The sequence below is a fragment of the Methylobacterium soli genome (assembly GCF_008806385.1).
GTDB classification, from domain to species: Bacteria; Pseudomonadota; Alphaproteobacteria; order Rhizobiales; family Beijerinckiaceae; genus Methylobacterium; species Methylobacterium soli.
Genome location: NZ_VZZK01000011.1, coordinates 124,777 through 141,951 on the forward strand (window position 1 = coordinate 124,777; position 17,175 = coordinate 141,951).

The following is a 17,175-nucleotide window of genomic DNA, read 5'->3' on the forward strand; positions in this document are numbered from 1 at the left end:
AAGTCTTTGAAAACACGAGGATCACGCGGACGGGACCCGGCAAGAATGCGCGAGCGGGGCCGCGCACTCGGCAGCTCTTGCCGGGCTCTGGCGGCGGTGGCCGGGCGTTTACGCGCCGTTATGGCCGGGCGCCGTACGATGCTCAGAACCGACCCGGGACGACGTCAGTCATGCGTGCCAAGAGGACGAGCCTCGTCCACCTGATCTACTTCTCCCGACTGAACCTGTCGTCGGACCCGCAATTGCGGGCGAACCAGCTCGGCGACATCACCCGGCAGGCCCAGAAGAAGAACGAGTTCTCGGTGATCACGAGCTTCCTGATCATCGAGCAGAACTTCGCCGCGCAGGTGATCGAGGGGGAGCGCATGTCGATCCACGAGACCTTCAACCGGATCGCGGAGGATCAGCGCCACCGCGACGTGCAGATCTGCGAGTGGCGCGAGATCACCAAGCGCGAATTCGTCCACTCCTTCAAGACCGGCATGCGCAACGCCGCCACCGAGACCCTGTTCAACAAGGCGAACCTGCTCGCCCCCCTTCAGCGCGGCACGCCCAAGGCCGCGACCATCCACGCCCTGGCGGTCTCGCTTCAATCCGATGCGATGTCCAAGCAGGGCATCGACCACCTCTTCATCTAGCCGCCCCGCTTGTCGAGACCGGCCGTCCGCCGCCCCTGACCCGAGCCAGCCCGCGCCATGAGCGATACGCCACCGATCCTCGTCGTCGACGACCAGGAAAAGCTCCTCAAGCTGGTCATCATGCTGATGAACCGGCTCGGCTTCCCCGAGGTCGAGGGCGTCACGAGCGGCCCCGACGCGCTGGAGCGCCTGCGCGCGCGAAAATACGCCCTCGTGATCTCGGATCTCGACATGGAGCCGATGGACGGCATCGCGCTGCTGCGCGAGATCCGCGGCGACGACGCCCTGATGAACACGCCCTTCATCCTGACCGAGTCGTCCTTCGACTTCGAGGACATCAACGTCGCCCATCAGGCGGGGGCGGATGCGTTCATCCTCAAGCCCTTCGACATGGCGGTGCTGAAGGGCAAGCTGAAGCAGGTGCTGAACCGCAAGCCGCGTCGGCGCGAGACGCCGCTCGCCACCGAATCCACGCTCAGCATCGATTTCCCGATGCTCGGCAAGTTTTGAGGCCGGCCCGGCGTACGAGCCCTCAGCCGGCGACGATCCGCTCGTAGAGGTGCCAGGTCGCGTGCCCGAGGATCGGCATCACGACGGCGAGGCCGACGAAGAGCGGCAGCGAGCCGAGGATCAGCATGCCCGCCACGATGAAGCCCCAGGCCAGCAGCGTGCGGGGGTTCTTCCGGAAGGCCGCCACGGAGGTCTCGAGCGCGGTGAGCGCATCCACGTGCCGGCCGACGATCAGCGGCACCGAGACGACGCTGACCGCGAGCGTGATCAGCGAGAAGGCGAAGCCCGCGAGATTCCCGAGCGCGATCAGGGCCCAGCCGCGCTGGGTCGTCACGACCTCGTGGGCGAAGCCCAGGATGGTCGCCGGGGCGTAGGAATCGTAGAGGGCCCAGTAGAGGCCCTGGGCCACCACCAGCCAGCACACGAAGATCGTCGCCAGCAGGCCGCCCACCGCCAGGAGTGAGCCGACGGCCCGCCGCCTCAGACCCGTGAAGGCGTGGGCCCAGCCGGTGTCGAGCCCCTGCGCGCGCCGGCGGCTGAGCTCGTACAGGCCGACCGCCGCGAAGGGGCCGATCAGCGCGAAGCCTGAGGCCAGCGGGAACAGGAGCGGGATCAGGTTCCCGTCGGAGGTCATCACCGCGAGCACGATGCCGATGATCGGATAGATCAGGCTGATGAAGATCACGTGCGTGGGCATCGCGATGAAATCGTCGAAGCCGGAGCGGAGCGCGGATCTGAGATCGCCGGCGCCGATGTCACGCACCGGGAGAGCGGCCGATGTGTGGCCGTGGGTGACCGCGTGGAGTGTCGTCATCGCCTAACCTCCGCGAAGGGGGGGCAGCTCGCGACAAGTGGCAGCCGGACCGTGACGCGTACTCGACTGGCTGGCGTCGAGAGCAGGATTCCCTGAGGATAGGTAATCCCGCCGGCGATGTCGCCCGTCCGCCGGCCCCGTCATCGTGACAGAACGACGGTGCCTGTCAGGCGGCGCGCTTCTGGTAATCCTTCACGTCGGTGAAGCGGATCTCCGGGTAGCGCTCCTCCTCGTAGCGGAGCGAGAAGGCGGTGGTTGCCATGAAGACCGGGGCGCCATCGAGGTCGCTCGCCATCGACGAGCCGTGGCTTCCGATGAACTTGTCGAGTTCGACCTCCGAATCCGACGCGATCCAGCGGCAGACCGAGAACCGGGTCGTGTCGTAGTCGATCGGCAGGCCGTACTCGGCGAGCAGGCGCTCCTTCAGGACGTCGAGCTGGAGCGCACCGACCACGCCGACGATCGCCCCGGACCCGTCCTGCGGCAGGAAGAGCTGCACCACGCCCTCCTCGCCCATCTGCTGCAGGGCCTCGCGCAGCTTCTTGGCCTTCATCGCGTCGGTGAGCTTGATGCGGCGCAGGATCTCGGGCGCGAAGCTCGGAACGCCTCGGAACAGGATGTCCTCCCCCTCCGTGAGGGTGTCGCCGATCCGCAGCGTGCCGTGGTTCGGGATCCCGACGACGTCGCCCGCGAAGGCCTCGTCCGCGATGGCGCGGTCCTGCGCGAAGAAGAATTGCGGGGAGGAGAGCGAGATCGGCTTTCCGGTGCGCACGAGGCGCGCCTTCATGCCCCGGTTCAGGCGGCCCGAGCAGACCCGCATGAAGGCGATGCGGTCCCGGTGATTCGGGTCCATGTTCGCCTGGATCTTGAAGACGAAGCCGGTCATGCGCGGCTCGGTGGGCTCCACGAGGCGCTTGTCGGCGTCCTGGCCCCGCGGCGGCGGGGCGAAGCGGGCGAGCCCGTCGATGAGGTCGCGCACCCCGAAATTGCGCAGGGCCGAGCCGAAGAAGACCGGCGTGAGATGGCCCTCGCGGAAGGCCGCGAGGTCGAAGGCCTTCAGCCCGCCCTCGGCGAGCTCCGCCTCCTCGCGCCAATTGGCGGCCTCGCCGTCCTCGGTCAGGAGCGCGTCGAAGAGCGGATCGTCGAGGCCCGAGACCGACACGGTCCCGGCATCATCCGCCGCGTCGAGCCGGCGCACGCGGTTGCTGCCGAGCTCGTAGGTGCCCGCGAAGCTCCGGCCTCGGCCGATCGGCCAGGTGACGGGGGCGACGTCGAGGGCCAGCGTCTTCTCGATCTCGTCGAGGAGCTCGAACGGGTCGCGCGACTCGCGGTCGAGCTTGTTCACGAAGGTGACGATCGGGATGTCGCGCAGGCGGCAGACCTCGAAGAGCTTGCGGGTGCGCGCCTCGATGCCCTTGGCGGCGTCGATCACCATCACGGCGGAATCCACCGCCGTCAGGGTCCGGTAGGTGTCCTCCGAGAAGTCCTCGTGGCCCGGCGTGTCGAGGAGGTTGAAGACGCAGTCGCCGTACTCGAAGGTCATCACCGAGGTGACGACCGAGATGCCGCGCTCCTTCTCGATGCCCATCCAGTCCGAGCGGGTCGAGACGCGGTTGCGCTTGGCCTTCACCTCGCCGGCGAGCTGGATCGCGCCGCCGAACAGCAGCAGCTTCTCGGTGAGCGTGGTCTTGCCGGCATCCGGGTGCGAGATGATCGCGAAGGTGCGCCGGCGGGCGACCGGATCGGCGGGGCGGCTGGTTTCGCTCTGGGGCTGCATCAACATGGTGGGCAACGGCTCTCACGCCCGGACCAGGGCGATCGTCTCAGGCGGCGGGATCGAGGATTGCGCGGCAACCCGGCCAGGGCCGGGCGCCACCGGATGGCTATGTAGGCGGAGTGCGGGCAAAGCGCAAAAGCCGCCGCGCGGCGGGCAAGCCCGATCAGCCGCGGCCGATAAAGGGCATCTTGGTCGCCATGACGGTCATGAACTGGACATTGGCCGACAGGGGCAGCTCGGCCATGTAGACGACCGCCTCCGCGACATGGCGCGCATCCATCACGGGCTCGGGCTGGATCGATCCATCGGCCTGGCGGGCGCCATGCACGAAATTGCGGGTCATGTCGGTCTCGGCATTGCCGATGTCGATCTGCCCGCAGGCGATGTCGAAGGGGCGTCCGTCGAGGGAGGTCGACCGCGTCAGTCCCGTCATGGCGTGCTTCGTCGCCGTGTAGGGGGCGGAGTTGGGGCGCGGCACCTGCGCGGAGATGGAACCGTTGTTGATGATGCGGCCGCCGCGCGGATCCTGCGCCTTCATCATCCGGAACGCCGCGCGGGTGCACAGGAACGCGCCGGTCAGGTTCACGTCGACGGCGCTGCGCCAATCCTCGAGGGTGATCTCGTCGATCGGGACGCCCGGGGTGAAGAGGCCGGCATTGTTGAAAAGAAGGTCGAGGCGGCCGAAGGCGGCACCGGTTCGGGCAAAGAGGCGCTCCACGGAATCCGCGTCGGCGACGTCCGCCTCGATTGCGAGCCCGCCCTCTCCGATGGAGCCCGCCACCAGTTCCAGCGGCCCGCGCCGACGCCCGGCCAGCACGACCCGATACCCCGCCGCACCGAGGCCGAGGGCCACGGCCCGCCCGACCCCCGAGCCCGCCCCCGTGACGATCGCGACCGGCTGCACCATTCCACCCTCCCCGTTCCAGACCTGTCCGGCATCGTTGCGCCGCGCCCTCAACCCTGTTGCCTCGAAACGCGGCGGCGTCTAGACAGCGCTCGGCCACGTTGGGGCGTCGCCAAGTGGTAAGGCAGCGGTTTTTGGTACCGCCATTCGGAGGTTCGAATCCTCCCGCCCCAGCCAGGCATCCTAAGTCTCTGATGTCGCTCGTGTCGCCTGCCGCGGTTCGTGCCCGGCGGCGGCGCCTTCCACGGATCAGGCCCTGCGGTGACAAGCGGGCGCCCGGCCCCTCCGCAGGGCAGGACACGGACACCCTTTGAGCGGCGAAACGGCCTCCACGAACGAAGCGTGGCGTTAATCCACAGCGGAGACGAAACGACGCGTGGCGCCCACCTCGTCTCGTGCGTTGATGCGCGCGGCCAAGATCGTGCGATGGCCGAGCGTACGAGGTTGTGGAATGCCCGAGACCCGAAGCTTCGGCCCCGAGGAACGTGCGGCGGTCCTGGAGCGGCAACGAACCTTGAAGATGGCGAAATCCGCCCACGCCTTTGTCCGCGGCAACACCTTGAAGTTCTACGAGTGGCTCGACGGACTGGCCCGGGGCAGGTTGCCGGAGGGACCGCCGGTCTGGATCTGCGGCGATTGTCACCTCGGCAATCTGGGCCCCCTCGCCGACGCCGACGGGCGCGTCGACATCCAGGTGCGCGACCTCGACCAGACCGTCATCGGCAATCCGACGCATGATCTGGTGCGCCTGGGCCTCTCGCTGGCGAGCGCGGCGCGCGGTTCGGACCTGCCGGGTGTCGTCACGGCGCGGATGCTGGAAGAGATGATCCGCGGCTACGAGCGGGGGCTCGCTGGTTCCGAGGCGAACACGCCGCCGCCCGAACCGGACGCGGTGCGTACCGTGCGCCACCGGGCGTTGGGCCGTCAGTGGAAGCACCTCGCCCGCGAGCGCCTGAAGGACGCCGAGCCCACCATCCCGCTCGGCCGCAAGTTCTGGGCGCTCGACCGGGAGGAGCGCGCCGCCCTCGGTGAGCTTTTCGGCCAAGAGGCGGTGCGCCGCCTCGTGCTGGCGCTCAACGGGCGCGTCGCGGAGGCCGATCTCCGCCTGATCGACGCGGCTTACTGGATGAAGGGCTGCTCCTCGCTCGGCTTCCTGCGCTACGCGGCGCTCGTGCGCATCGTCGAGCCCGAGGGCAAGCGCCGGCTGGCGCTGGTCGACCTGAAGGAGGCGGTGGAGGCCGCGGCACCGCCGGCACCGGGTGCCGAGATGCCGGCGAACCCGGCCGAGCGGGTCGTCGCCGGGGCGCGGGCGCTGTCGCCGAATCTGGGCGAACGCATGCTTCCCGTGCAGCTCCTCGGCAAGCCGGTGGTGATGCGCGAACTCGCCCCGCAGGACCTGAAGCTCGATGTCGGCCAGTTCAGCTCGGCCGAGGCCGTCCGGGCGGCGCATTACCTCGCCTACGTGGTGGGACAGGCGCATGGCCGGCAAATGGACGAGGCGACACGGGCGGGATGGCGTTCCGAGGTCACGAAGGGCATGGGCGGGGGCGAGGCGCCCTCGTGGCTGTGGTCGAGCGTGGTCGAGCTCGCCGGTCGGCACGAGGTCGGATATCTCGACCATTGCCGCCGCTACGCGACGGCGCAAGCCGCCTAGCCGACGCACGAGGACGATCCTCGGCTGCCATTGTTCCGGCCTAAGGGCCGGCACCGCCTTCGCGGCGTGCCCGCAGGACCAGCGGGTAGACGTGCCAAAGCCCGGCCAGCACGGCCAGTGACGCCAGCGCCGCGACGAGCCCCGCCTGGTCCGAATCGACCACCTTCGCCACCACGACGCCGAGATCCGCCGAGATGCCGAGCGCCAGGGAGACGCTCGCGGCGAGCAGGAACCGGGTGCCCAGGATGTGCAATGCCGGCGTGTCCTCGCCCGCGTAGACGATGCGGTGGAAGGAGGCCGGCGCCATCAGCCAGATCACCGTCAGGACCAGGAAGCCCAGCGCGACGAGATGCACGATCTTCGCCGTGAAGGGCAGCGCCTCGAACGCGTCGGAGAAGGTGATGACGAGTTGGAAGCCCAGCAGCGCCTGCGCGCCCGGGAGGATGACGCGCGCCTCGGTCAGCATCTGCTCGATCTTGGTCTCCAGGGACGTGTGCTCGTGCTCGGGCTCCCGGCTCGTCATGGCGCGCTCCCTTCCTCCGATGGTGCGGGCCTTCAGCGCCTGCAACCCATACCAGAACAGGAGCGCCGAGCCGAAGACGAGGGTGCCGGCCACGATGCCGCTCGCCAAGCCCAGCACCGGTTCGACGGCCAGGAACAGGTCGGCCCCGAGCGCCAGGGCGAAGGGGGTGAGCGACAGCCCGGCATAGCGCCCAATGACGCCGAGCAGGCACTTGGTGTCCTGCCCCTGCTCCACCATCCGGTGCTGGACCGAGGGCGTGATCAGAAGCGCGATGGTGAGGGTGACCAAGCCCAGGGCTGCGACCCAGACCACCCGGTCGTGGAACGGCAGGCGCTCGAAGGCTGGGCGGAAGGCGCCCTGGAACTGGAAGCCGAGCAGGATCTGCGAGCCGAGGATCAGGATTCGCGTCTCGTCGAGGCCGACCTTCACCTTCTTTGACAAGGACATGCACGATAACGCCCATCGGGACCGGGAAGCGGCAATGGGCTGGCGCCACATCGGGTTCCGGCGCGCGATCCATGCCGGTCAGCGATGCGCGCCCGACGCGCTCCTCAGGCTGGTGGCGACCGGCTCGTCCAGGCGCACGATGGTCTCCCTGCCCTACGGCGTGTGCTCCAGGATGTCGTCAGTCGGCCGCCACGCCCCCGACCCGCCGAACTTGAACACCGCCTTCTGGGAGACGCGCTCGAAGGGGCGGTCGAGCGGGTGGCGGCTCACCCGATCGCGCCGGCAACCCCGCCCGCGGCGGCACTATTGCGCCTCGGAGGCAGACGTTCGAGGCGGATCGTGCGCAAGCGAGGCGAGCCGCGAGCGCCGCCCCGCATCACACCTCGGGTCGCCGCGGCTCCGGCTCAGCCCCCGGCGGCAGCTGCCGCCGCGCGCGCCGCCTTCTCGCGGGCCTGGGCCTCGGCCTCGTCGGCGGCCTCCCGGACGTCGTCGAGCCGCTCGGCCTTGGCGCGGGTCTCGCATCGTTGCCGAAGCTCGTCGAGCTCCTCCTCGGTGAGGTGCTCGATGCCGATGTAGCGGTTCTGCGCGGCGCTCGCCCGAATGAGCTCGTCGAGCTTGGCCTGGATGGCCGCCCCGTCCCGGTTCTGCGAGTTCTGGATCAGGAACACCATCAGGAAGGTCACGATGGTCGTGCCGGTGTTGATGACGAGCTGCCAGGTCTCGGAATAGTGGAAGACCGGTCCGCAGACGGCCCAGGCGATGACCGTCGCGGCCCCGATGCTGAAGGCGGCCGGGTGGCCTGCCCATTTGGCCACCTTGCCGGCGAAATCAGTGAAGGTACGCGAAACGGACATGGTTGCGGCTCCGACCGGGGAATGCCGGCTTACGGCCGATCTCGGGCCAGGAAACGCCAAGCCGCGGGAATTGGATCCTCACGGCGGGCGGCCCCTGGCGTGACCGATCCCGGTCGGTCTCAAGGTGGCGCGCATCCGCTGCCACCCTGCGCGCCACCTTTCGCGGTTCAGGCAGGCGGGAGGGCGGCAGGCTCCGTCCCGTGTTGCCGCTGCGCGCCGAGCAGCAGCCTCTGGAGCACCGCATTGTTTGGCTTCTGCGTCTCGTCAACGAGCACGAACAGAGCCTGGGCCGTCACCGAGGTGTGTGGGGGCGGGTTGCTGTGCGGCAATCCGAGCGCATCCGCGTAGCCGACCGGCGTGCCCATATTTGCCTCCAGGATGGTCTGAACGATGCGCGACCACGCCAAGCCAGACACCTTGACGTCGAAGCGGAGGCACTCGTCACCCTCGCTGGAGAACAGGCGCTCGATGATCCACTCCGTGCCCGGAGCAACGATCGCGCGGACGATCATCTCCGGATAGCCCCGCAGCGGCCGGACGATGGCCGAGGCGCCCGCTCGCTTGAGCCGCTCCCGGTTCACGTCGTCCACGCACTCGGCAATGATGCGGGCCGTGATCCCGCGCTCGCGCAGCCGGTGGATGATGTCGAAGGTGCGGCTGTCCGAGAGGCGATCCCCCTCGTTCTCGGCAAGAACGACGAGCACCTGAGCCTGATCCACGCCCGCGGCCTCCAGGGCTGCCGGATCATCGAAACGGCCTTTGAGCTGCACGATGAGCGGATCGTCTTCGAGGTCGGGGGGCAGCCCGTCCGGGAAGGCTTCGGTCAGGATCAGGGACGGCGTCGTCGCGAAATGCGCGTGGGAGCGGTGGAGCTGATCGAGGAGGCGGCGCAGGTAGTCGCCCGGCTCATCGGCTGGCGCATTCACGAAGACGATGTGGTCCTGCATGTCCCATCTCCACTCCCCGCGCCGTTTGCGCTCACGCCGCAGGATCCGGAACTCGAAGAAGGCACCGGCGGCCTGCGTCAACAGGAAGATGCCGCTCAGGTAGATCAGCACGATGGTGGCGGCGCGACCGGCCGTCGTCTTGGCGGAGAAGTCGCCGTAGCCGGTTGTCGTGATGGTCGTGAAGGTCAGCCAGATTGCCTCGCCGAGACTGAGATGCTCGAAGGCGACCATCGAGGCGACGTGCAGGCCGACGAGAATCAGCAGGCCGACCAGCGCGAACCGGATGCGATTGCGCAGGTCGCGTACGACGCTGCGACGGAACCTGAGTGGCCGCGCGCGAGACCGCTTTGTGCGTACCATGCCGCTGGTTGCCTCAAACTTCCTGACAAGGCCGTCCGCCGCTTTACCGTGGGATGGGCTGGGCTTCCACCGACCGAGCGCCGCCCGGGTGCGATCGGGATCGGGCCAATGTGTTTTGCTTCGGCGCAACGCGTGGAGGATGCTGTGCCCGCGCGTCGCAATGATGCCAAAGACTGCGTCGATGAAGGCCTTAGAGGTCTTCGATGACGCACACTCGCCTGATCCTTGCCGTCGTGCTTTTTGGTGTCGCCTCCCAGGCCGATGCACGCACCGACGTTGCGGCCACCGACAGGTCGCCGAACCTGATCCGCACAATCGAGCATCGGGCCATCGCGGCCCAGCAACTCAAGCGGCTTCAGCGTCAAGCCAACCAATGGCGCGCCGAACGTCGCCAGGCCTTGCGTGGCACGACGAAGCGGACATCGGTCGCCGATGCGGAGCCTTCCGACCCGTAGCAAAACCCGGCGGCTCGACCTGATCGCGTGACGTGTCCGCCGCTGCGACCAGGGCCGCAGGATCTGCTCCCGGTCTGCGCCAGCCCGCAACGCTCCGTCCCGGCACCCGATACGATCCCGGACCTCTCGCGGTGGCACTCCACATCGGTCGTCCGCTCAAGCCATTAGTCGGCCCTCACTCGGGCTCGATGCGGCGCCGGCGGCGGTATTCCGCGACCGGCAGGCCGCCGACACCCCAGTTCTCCATGGGCACCTCCTCGATGACCACGAAGGTGGCGTCCAGCGGCTTGCCGAGGACGTCGAGGAGCAACTGGCTCGCGCCCCGGATCAGCGCCGCCTTCTCCTCGGCGGTCGCCGCTTCGCGCGCGGGGTCGGACCCTTCGCGCGTGATCTGGATCGTGACGATCGGCATCACCGCATCTCCTCACCAGCGGCCGGCGTGCTGGCCGCCATCGACGTTCAGGATCTCGCCGGTCACGAAGCCGGCCCGCTCCAGATACAGGATGGCCTCCACGACCTCGCCGACCTCGCCCAGACGGCCCATCGGGTGAAGCTTGGCGAGCGCCGCGAGCGCGTCCGGCGCATGCATCGGCGTCCTGATGATGCCCGGCGCGACGGCGTTCACCCGGATGCCGCGATCCGCGTACTCGATCGCCAGGCCACGCGTCACAGCTGCCAGGCCGCCCTTCGTCAGGCCTGCGAGCCCGGACGGCGCGCCGGCGATCGGCTGATCGACCAGCGTCGTCGTGATCTGCACGATGTGGCCACGGCCCTGCGCCAGCATTTGCGCGACGACGCGCTGGGTCACGTGGAAGAAGCCCGCGATGTTGACGTGCAGGGCACGCTCGAACTCCTCCACCGTGTAATCGGTGAAGGGCTTCCCGATGAAGATCCCGGCATTGTTGATCAGCGTATCGATGCGGCCGAAGCGATCGATGGCCGCCTCAACCACCCGCTCGACGACCGCGCGCTCGGCGATATCACCCGCCACGGCGACGATGTCCGGGTCGGGCCCTGGCTCGATGGCGCGAGAATTCGCCACCACGGCGTAGCCGAGCCCGCGATAGGCCTGAACGATGCCGGCGCCGATGCCCTGGGAGGCGCCGGTCACCACCACGACTTTCCGGTCCGTGCGCATCAGAGCGCCTCCTCTCAAGTCCGGCTGCTGGCGCGCAGGCGCTCAAGCAGGCGCTCCGCCGCCGGCCCCGACGAGGCTGGGTTCTGGCCCGTGATCAGGAGACCGTCCTCGACGACGAAGGGCTGCCAATCGGCGCCCTTGCTGAACCGGCCGCCGAGGCGCTTCAGCTCGTCCTCCACAAGGAACGGTACGACCTTCGTCAGTTCCACGGCCTCCTCCTCGGTGTTCGTGAAGCCGGTGACGTTCCGGTCGCGGACCAATGGTTCGCCGTCCGGGGTCGTGACGTGCCGCAGCACGCCGGGAGCATGGCAGACGAGCGTCGCGGGCTTGCCGGCGCCGAGCATCGCCTCGATGAGTCGCCGGGAATCCGGATCCTCCGCGAGGTCCCACATGGGCCCGTGGCCGCCAGGATAGAAGACGGCGTCGAAATCCTCCTGCGTCACGCCGGCGAGCGGCACCGTTTCGGCCACGACCGCTCTCGCCTCGGCATCGGCCTCGAAGCGGCGCGTCGTGTCCGTCTGGAAGTTCGGCTCGTTGCTTCTCGGGTCGAGGGGCGGCTTGCCGCCCTTCGGCGAGGCCAGGACGGGTTCGATGCCGGCATCCTTGAAGACGTAGTAGGGGGCGGCCAATTCTTCGAGCCAGAAGCCGGTCTTGCGGCCGGTGTCGCCGAGCTGGTCGTGGGAGGTCAGGACGATCAGGACCTTCATGACGATCTCCTTTGGTCGGAACGGTCGTCTCCGATCGAGCGACGGCGGTTCGCGACGCCGGGACCGGGTCGCGCGCCGATCCGAACGCGACCGGAGCCTCCGCGGGGCGGTCAGGGCCGGCGAAGCTTCCGGGATAAACCTACGCCTCGTCCAGAAAATTCAAGATTCCCGCACCTTGGCCGAGCGGAAGCGCACGGCCGAGGATCGGCGTGATGTCGAGTAGGGGACAACGCGAAGTCCTGACATCAGCCTCCCCTCGGCACCTCCGGCGCCTGCACCGCTCAGCTGAGGCGGTTGCTGCCTCCGCAAGCCACTTCACCCTGTCGCCGCCAAACGCGAGATCGCGGGGAGAGGCACCACGACGACGTCGGTCGCAGCACACGCAGGTCGTGACATCTCCAGATCGATGCTTGTCCGGCGCTCATCTCCGTGCCGGCTCGTGGCCCTGCGGGAACGCCACGCGCACCTGAAGACCGGGCTGCCCGTTCGACAAGGTCACGCGGCCCCCGTGCAGATCCGCAATCGCCGCCACAAGGCTCAGGCCAAGGCCGTTGCCCGGCGTCGTCCGGCTCCGTTCCAGCCTGTAGAAGCGACGCAGAACGTTCTCCCGCTCCTCCGGCGGGATGCCGGGGCCGTCATCGCGGATCACGGCGACGGCCCGATCCCCCGAGTCCTTCAGTTCGAGGCTGATGGTGCTGCCCTGCGGCGTATGCTGGAGCGCATTCTCGACGAGGTTGACGAAGAGTTGCGCGAGCAGGTCACGGTCGGCGTCAATCCAGACGTCCTCAAGAATGTGCGCCGTCAGCGAGCGGCCCCCATCAGCGGCCGGAGCCGCGTAGGCTTCCGCGACGGTCTGCAGGATCTCCGAGAGGTTGACCCTGCGGAACCCCGACCGGAGTGAGGCCGCCTCAATCTGGGCGATGCGCAGGAGCGCCGAGAAGATCTCCAAAATCCGATCGGTCTCCTCGACCGCTCGATCCACGGCGTCCTGGTAGTCCTCGATCGTTGTCGCGCGACGGCGCGTGGCCTCGAGGCTCTGGCGCAACCGCGAAAGCGGCGTGCGCAGATCATGCGCAATGTCGGTCGAAACCTGCCGCAGGTTCGCCATCAGCCCATCGATACGATCGAGCATCCGATTGAGGGTCGCGGCGAGGCGGTCGAACTCGTCCTCGGATCCGGTTCGGGCGATCCGTTGTGTGAGGTCTCCCCCGACCACCGCCTCGGCCGTGCGGGTGACGGTGTCGAGGCGGCGCAGAAGCGCGCCGGAGATCAGCAAGCCCGTGCCGAGGCCGAGGATTCCCGCTACTGCGAGCGCCACCTGGAAGGCGCGCGTCACCACGGCCTCGATCTCCCTGACCTCCGCGAGATCATCCGCCACCATGACGCGACTGCCGTCGCCGAGTTCGCGTGACGCGATGCGGGGCATATTGCCGCGCAATGTCCCGTGCGCTGCCCCCGGATCTTGGCCGGATTGGAGGAGGGTCCTGTCGCCCAGGACGACGCGGCCATCGGCCTCGACGACGGCGTAGCGGGTATGGGTCGACGGGTTCGCGAACCGTCCCGCCAGCGCGGCCTCCAGGTCCTGCCGGCCGCCTGCGTTGAACTCGTCGACGAGGGCGCTGGCCTCGTTCTCGACCCCCCGTTGCGCCTGTCGTTCCAGCGCGCCCGCGACCGTGAGCACGGTCATCCAGCCGATCACGCCGACCGAGATCATGAACGCGACTGTGTACAGCAGCGCGAAGCGCAGGCCCGCGCTCCGCAGGAGCTCACGAGGCGTCCACATGGAGGATGTAGCCGGCGCCGCGGACCGTCTCGATCGGGTCCGGCTCGGCGTTCTTGTTCAGCTTGGACCGCAGGCGACTCATATGCGTCTCGACGATGTTCGTCCTCGGATCGAAGTGGAAGCCCCAGACATTCTCCAGGAGCTGCCGACGGGTCACGAGTTGGCCCGCGTTGCGCATGAGGAATTCCAGCAGGCTGAATTCCCGCGGTTGCAGATCCACGATGTCTTCGGCGCGGCGGACCCGCCGCGCGACGAGGTCCAACTCGATGCCGGCCGCCCGGAGCACGGTCTCGACGCGGCCGAGCGGCGGGCGACGCGCGAGTGCGTGAACGCGGGCGAGCAGTTCGGCAAAGGCGAACGGTTTGACGAGATAATCGTCGCCGCCGGCCTCGAGACCGTCGACCCTGTCGCTGATGCCACTCATCGTCGTGAGAAACAGGACGGGGGTTTGCACGCCGGACGCGCGCAGGCGTCGCACGAGTTCGAGCCCATCGAGGCCCGGCAGCATACGGTCGATGACGGCCACGTCGTAGGCCCCGTCGAGGGCAAGCCGGAGCCCGGCCGGCCCGTCGGTCGCCCGCTCGACCGCGTGTCCGGCCTCCGCAAGGCTGGATACGAGCAGCGCCAGGGTCGAGGCGTCGTCTTCGACGGCGAGGATCTTCATGCACTTCCGATCTTCCGGGCAGGAATGGGAGAGGCAAGCCGGCGAACCAATGTTGGGAATTTGTAATTTGACGGCAAGCCGCGGAACCCGCTTGCTCGCCCCCGATGGGCACCGCGCTTCGCCTGCGCAAAAATCACAGGATTTTCCACGATCCATGTATCATTGATCAAATGATTTACTTTTTACTATAATAATCTATTGAAATTACTGAAAAATCTATCAAATATATGTAATAGAAATTGAGTTTTGCTTTGCGAGATGACGGCGGATCGGCACGTGTCGTCGCCAAGCGTGGTCAGCCTTGTTGTGCATGATTTGTGTCGAATGGATGAGAACGCGGGAGGACCTCACCGCATGCACCCGAGAATACTTGGGGCTTCCCGAGTTAACGTTGATCACCGAGGGGGACCCAGGGGCGGAAGGCAGGCCTTGACCTTGGAGTATGCTCCAAGGGCTAACAGGTCAGAGGAATGTGTTCGGTACGCAAAAGCGCCGCCGCCGCAGGGGAGCTGAAGTGGCTAACAGCACATGAGGGCCGGTCACGTCGCGGAGCGTGCGAACACCATTAGTAGAAATGCCTTGATGTTCACGATCGGGAAGCTTGCTGACACCACCGACACAACGGCCGACACGATCCGGTTCTACGAGCGCGAAGGCTTGCTGCAGCCGGCAGGTCGGAACGACAGCAGCTATCGCCTCTATGACCAGGACGCGGTGACGCGCCTGCGGTTCATCCGACATGCTCAAGCCTGCGGCTTCACACTGGCTGAGGTCCGGGACCTCCTGACCCTTCGTCAGCGCGAAGGAGCCTGCTGTGGCGATGTCAGGGCTCAGGCGCTCGAGAAGCAGCGCCAGTTGAAGACTCAGATCAAGACGCTGCAGACCATGTCCACGACGCTCGAACGCTTGATCGTGGACTGCACCGACGAGGCTAACCCGATTTCGGCCTGCCCCATCCTGGCTGCCTTCGATGCGACGTTGACGACGTCCGGCTTCCCCAAAGGCATCCAGAGCACAAGCCGAGCACGGCGAAAACCCATCACGCCGCGCAAGGCACAAGGGACGTAAGTATGTCATCGAGCGACAGCGGTTCGGCCGCATCGAAGCGGCCGGACGGGCACCCATCGGCTCCGGGCGAAGGCGCCAGGATCCCGGCACTTGTTCGTGATCACCTCGGTCAGGAGTTGCGGAACTCCTACGCGGTGATTCTGGCAGAGGAGCAGCCGCATCATCTCCTCGACCTCATCGCCCGGCTCGATCTCGCTCTCTCCAAGCTGGATGCCACAGTCGCGTCGGCGTTTCGCGCAAACCTGCTCGCGGCGCTTCCGGGTTTGCGCGCCTTCGCCTGCTCCCTGGCGGTCAACCAGGCGCAAGCCGACGACCTGGTTCAGGAAACGCTGCTGAAAGCTTGGGCCAACCAGCACCGTTTCCAGACGGGCTCCAATCTCATGGCGTGGCTCTGCACCATTCTCCGCAACCAGTTCTACACCGAGTGCCGTAAGCGCAGGCGCGAAGTGGAAGATGCCGAGGGAACGATGGCGGCCCAGTTGATCGCGCCGGCCGCCCAGGAACATGGGGTCGAGCTGCAGAAGATCTGGACGCATCTCGCCAAGCTGCCCGCACTCCAGCGCGAGGCGCTCCTGCTCGTGGCCGCGCAGGGCATGACCTACGAAGCCGCGGCCGAACTCGTGGGCTGTCAGGTCGGGACGGTCAAAAGCCGCGTCAGTCGTGCGCGGGCATTCCTGGCCAGCTCGCTCGAGATGGCCGACAGCCGGATCTCGGCCTGACGCGGCCGGGCTCGTGACCGTCGGCAGATTTGCGATCGGTCTGCAAGCGGACAAAATAATCGTACGCAACCTTCTCGTTTGGGAAGGTTGCGCTACGTCTAGGGCATGCCACGCCGCATTTCTTATCGGATCAGTGACCGTGCCGACGGGCGCTTCGACGTCACCGCGACGCTTGAGCCGGATCAGGTCTTCCGGCGAGAGGGATTTGCCTCGCTTGCCGCGGCCGAGGAATGCGTTGAACTTCTGCGGGTCCTCATGGCGGCTTGCAGTGCTCCGCTCATCCATGAGGTCTCCGGATTGCCGGGCGAGCCCGCGGGCCGCTCCCAGGGCGACGAGACGACGGACACGCACTCGGATTCAAGCACCAGGCGTAGAGCCCGGGGCTTCGCTCCAGGATGAACCAAGCCCCGAGCATGGCGCTTCCGCCTTGCCGAGTACCCTCGACGGCACCCATCATGCCGGCGGCAACAGGGAGGGAGCCGCCGGTGGTTCCTCCGGCTCGCGCGCCCTGAGGCTCCACGAGCGGATCTCCGCGTTCAGCCAGTGGCGAAGGAGGCCTGCATGCTCCTCCGTCAGATGCCCTCCGACCACGTCGAACACGGCCTGGGCCCCATGTGCAAAGCCGCGCCGAAATTCCGGCTTCTTGCTGTCGCCGGCCTCGTAATCGAGCAAGCTCGACATGGCGTTCTCCTTCTGCTGGCTGGGCCTGCCGAACGGGCCGGCAGGACCTCCAAAAGGGGCAGCAACGGCCAATACGGCGAAACCGTTCGACGTCGACGCCGCGTCGAGACCACATGGGGCGGTCGCGGCGCCTCGGTATCACGCCGGCTGGAGTGCGGCCGCCAGGGTCTCGCGGCGCCGGGTGCGGCGACCGGGCTCGGTCGTCGCATCGAGCCAGATCACCAGAGCCAGGGCGGCGAGAGCCGGCGCGCCAAGCGCCAGGAACGAGCCGGTCCAGCCGAGGAGCGCGTAGGCCAGGCCGCCATACCAGGCCGAGAGGGCGCCGCCGATGCCCTGGACGGCGTTGACGACCCCGAGCGCCGTCTGGGTCCGCCCCGATCCCCAGGTCAGGTCCGCCACCACCACCGGCACGGCCACCCCGACGATGCCGGAGGCGACGCCGTCGAGCACTTCCGCCGAGATCAGCCACATCGGGTCGTCGATGAAGCCGGAGAGCGCCGCGCGCACCGGCAGCACGGCAAACGCCACGAGC

At 67.7% G+C, this 17,175-nt stretch carries 19 protein-coding genes and 1 tRNA gene; 7 read left to right on the top strand and 13 right to left on the bottom strand.

Going from position 1 to position 17,175, the window contains the following annotated elements; genetic code table 11:
• The first annotated feature begins 170 nt into the window (after positions 1 to 170).
• Both F6X53_RS13020 and F6X53_RS13025 read left to right on the top strand, forming a co-directional pair.
• A complete protein-coding gene (locus F6X53_RS13020; protein ID WP_151000452.1) occupies positions 171 to 638 on the top strand; it encodes a BLUF domain-containing protein in 468 nt (155 codons plus the stop codon).
• A 57-nt stretch (positions 639 to 695) separates the two neighbouring features.
• Positions 696 to 1,148, top strand: a complete 453-nt coding sequence (locus F6X53_RS13025; RefSeq protein WP_151000453.1) for a response regulator — start codon at positions 696 to 698, stop codon at positions 1,146 to 1,148.
• 22 nt (positions 1,149 to 1,170) lie between these two features.
• Here F6X53_RS13025 and F6X53_RS13030 read toward each other — a convergent pair whose 3' ends face one another.
• The 3 genes from F6X53_RS13030 to F6X53_RS13040 form a co-directional block, all read right to left on the bottom strand.
• Positions 1,171 to 1,962: a DUF2189 domain-containing protein gene (locus tag F6X53_RS13030; protein ID WP_151000454.1), complete on the bottom strand. Its 792-nt coding sequence runs from the start codon at positions 1,960 to 1,962 to the stop codon at positions 1,171 to 1,173.
• 166 nt (positions 1,963 to 2,128) lie between these two features.
• Entirely contained in the window at positions 2,129 to 3,745 is a 1,617-nt protein-coding gene (locus tag F6X53_RS13035; protein ID WP_151000455.1) for a peptide chain release factor 3, read from the bottom strand.
• 157 nt (positions 3,746 to 3,902) lie between these two features.
• Positions 3,903 to 4,646: an SDR family oxidoreductase gene (locus F6X53_RS13040; protein ID WP_151000456.1), complete on the bottom strand. Its 744-nt coding sequence runs from the start codon at positions 4,644 to 4,646 to the stop codon at positions 3,903 to 3,905.
• A gap of 99 nt (positions 4,647 to 4,745) precedes the next feature.
• On the opposite strand from F6X53_RS13040, the gene F6X53_RS13045 reads away from it, so the two are divergent.
• Positions 4,746 to 4,820, top strand: a tRNA-Gln gene (locus F6X53_RS13045).
• 226 nt (positions 4,821 to 5,046) lie between these two features.
• Positions 5,047 to 6,297 carry a DUF2252 family protein gene (locus F6X53_RS13050; protein WP_342353995.1) on the top strand — a complete coding sequence of 417 codons (1,251 nt, stop codon included), beginning with the start codon at positions 5,047 to 5,049 and terminating at the stop codon, positions 6,295 to 6,297.
• Between the two features lie 40 nt (positions 6,298 to 6,337).
• Here F6X53_RS13050 and F6X53_RS13055 read toward each other — a convergent pair whose 3' ends face one another.
• The 3 genes from F6X53_RS13055 to F6X53_RS13065 all read right to left on the bottom strand — a co-directional run bounded on the left by F6X53_RS13055 (position 6,338) and on the right by F6X53_RS13065 (position 9,428).
• Positions 6,338 to 7,267: a DUF6328 family protein gene (locus F6X53_RS13055; RefSeq protein WP_151000458.1), complete on the bottom strand. Its 930-nt coding sequence runs from the start codon at positions 7,265 to 7,267 to the stop codon at positions 6,338 to 6,340.
• Between the two features lie 404 nt (positions 7,268 to 7,671).
• Positions 7,672 to 8,121 carry a low affinity iron permease family protein gene (locus tag F6X53_RS13060; RefSeq protein ID WP_151000459.1) on the bottom strand — a complete coding sequence of 150 codons (450 nt, stop codon included), beginning with the start codon at positions 8,119 to 8,121 and terminating at the stop codon, positions 7,672 to 7,674.
• Between the two features lie 167 nt (positions 8,122 to 8,288).
• Complete coding sequence (locus tag F6X53_RS13065; RefSeq protein ID WP_151000460.1) at positions 8,289 to 9,428, bottom strand: potassium channel family protein; 1,140 nt, start codon at positions 9,426 to 9,428, stop codon at positions 8,289 to 8,291.
• Positions 9,429 to 9,631: 203 nt separating this feature from the next.
• Between F6X53_RS13065 and F6X53_RS13070 the strand changes: the two genes are divergently transcribed.
• Positions 9,632 to 9,883 (top strand): hypothetical protein, encoded by a 252-nt coding sequence (locus F6X53_RS13070; protein ID WP_151000461.1) that lies wholly within the window; start codon positions 9,632 to 9,634, stop codon positions 9,881 to 9,883.
• Positions 9,884 to 10,058: 175 nt separating this feature from the next.
• Here the strand turns inward: F6X53_RS13070 and F6X53_RS13075 are convergent, their stop codons facing one another.
• From F6X53_RS13075 to F6X53_RS13095, 5 genes are all read right to left on the bottom strand, one after another.
• Positions 10,059 to 10,295 (bottom strand): tautomerase family protein, encoded by a 237-nt coding sequence (locus F6X53_RS13075; RefSeq protein WP_151000462.1) that lies wholly within the window; start codon positions 10,293 to 10,295, stop codon positions 10,059 to 10,061.
• A gap of 12 nt (positions 10,296 to 10,307) precedes the next feature.
• Complete coding sequence (locus F6X53_RS13080) at positions 10,308 to 11,021, bottom strand: SDR family NAD(P)-dependent oxidoreductase (RefSeq protein WP_151000463.1); 714 nt, start codon at positions 11,019 to 11,021, stop codon at positions 10,308 to 10,310.
• A gap of 14 nt (positions 11,022 to 11,035) precedes the next feature.
• A complete protein-coding gene (locus tag F6X53_RS13085; protein WP_151000464.1) occupies positions 11,036 to 11,728 on the bottom strand; it encodes a type 1 glutamine amidotransferase domain-containing protein in 693 nt (230 codons plus the stop codon).
• Between the two features lie 421 nt (positions 11,729 to 12,149).
• Entirely contained in the window at positions 12,150 to 13,511 is a 1,362-nt protein-coding gene (locus tag F6X53_RS13090; protein WP_151000465.1) for a HAMP domain-containing sensor histidine kinase, read from the bottom strand.
• The gene (locus F6X53_RS13095; RefSeq protein WP_151000466.1) at positions 13,495 to 14,175 is read right to left on the bottom strand and encodes a response regulator transcription factor; all 681 of its coding nucleotides are present in this window, start codon (positions 14,173 to 14,175) and stop codon (positions 13,495 to 13,497) included. The genes F6X53_RS13090 and F6X53_RS13095 overlap by 17 nt, the downstream gene beginning before the upstream one ends.
• 582 nt (positions 14,176 to 14,757) lie before the next feature.
• Here F6X53_RS13095 and F6X53_RS13100 point away from each other — a divergent pair.
• Together F6X53_RS13100 and F6X53_RS13105 are read left to right on the top strand one after the other, a co-directional pair.
• The gene (locus F6X53_RS13100; RefSeq protein ID WP_151000511.1) at positions 14,758 to 15,243 is read left to right on the top strand and encodes a heavy metal-responsive transcriptional regulator; all 486 of its coding nucleotides are present in this window, start codon (positions 14,758 to 14,760) and stop codon (positions 15,241 to 15,243) included.
• 2 nt (positions 15,244 to 15,245) lie between these two features.
• Entirely contained in the window at positions 15,246 to 15,962 is a 717-nt protein-coding gene (locus tag F6X53_RS13105; RefSeq protein WP_151000467.1) for a sigma-70 family RNA polymerase sigma factor, read from the top strand.
• Between the two features lie 453 nt (positions 15,963 to 16,415).
• Here F6X53_RS13105 and F6X53_RS13115 read toward each other — a convergent pair whose 3' ends face one another.
• On the bottom strand, positions 16,416 to 16,643 hold the full coding sequence (locus tag F6X53_RS13115) for a hypothetical protein (protein ID WP_151000468.1): 228 nt from the start codon (positions 16,641 to 16,643) through the stop codon (positions 16,416 to 16,418).
• A gap of 138 nt (positions 16,644 to 16,781) precedes the next feature.
• Positions 16,782 to 17,175 (bottom strand): MFS transporter (locus tag F6X53_RS33155; protein ID WP_244965563.1); only part of this gene is annotated, 394 nt, incomplete at its 5' end.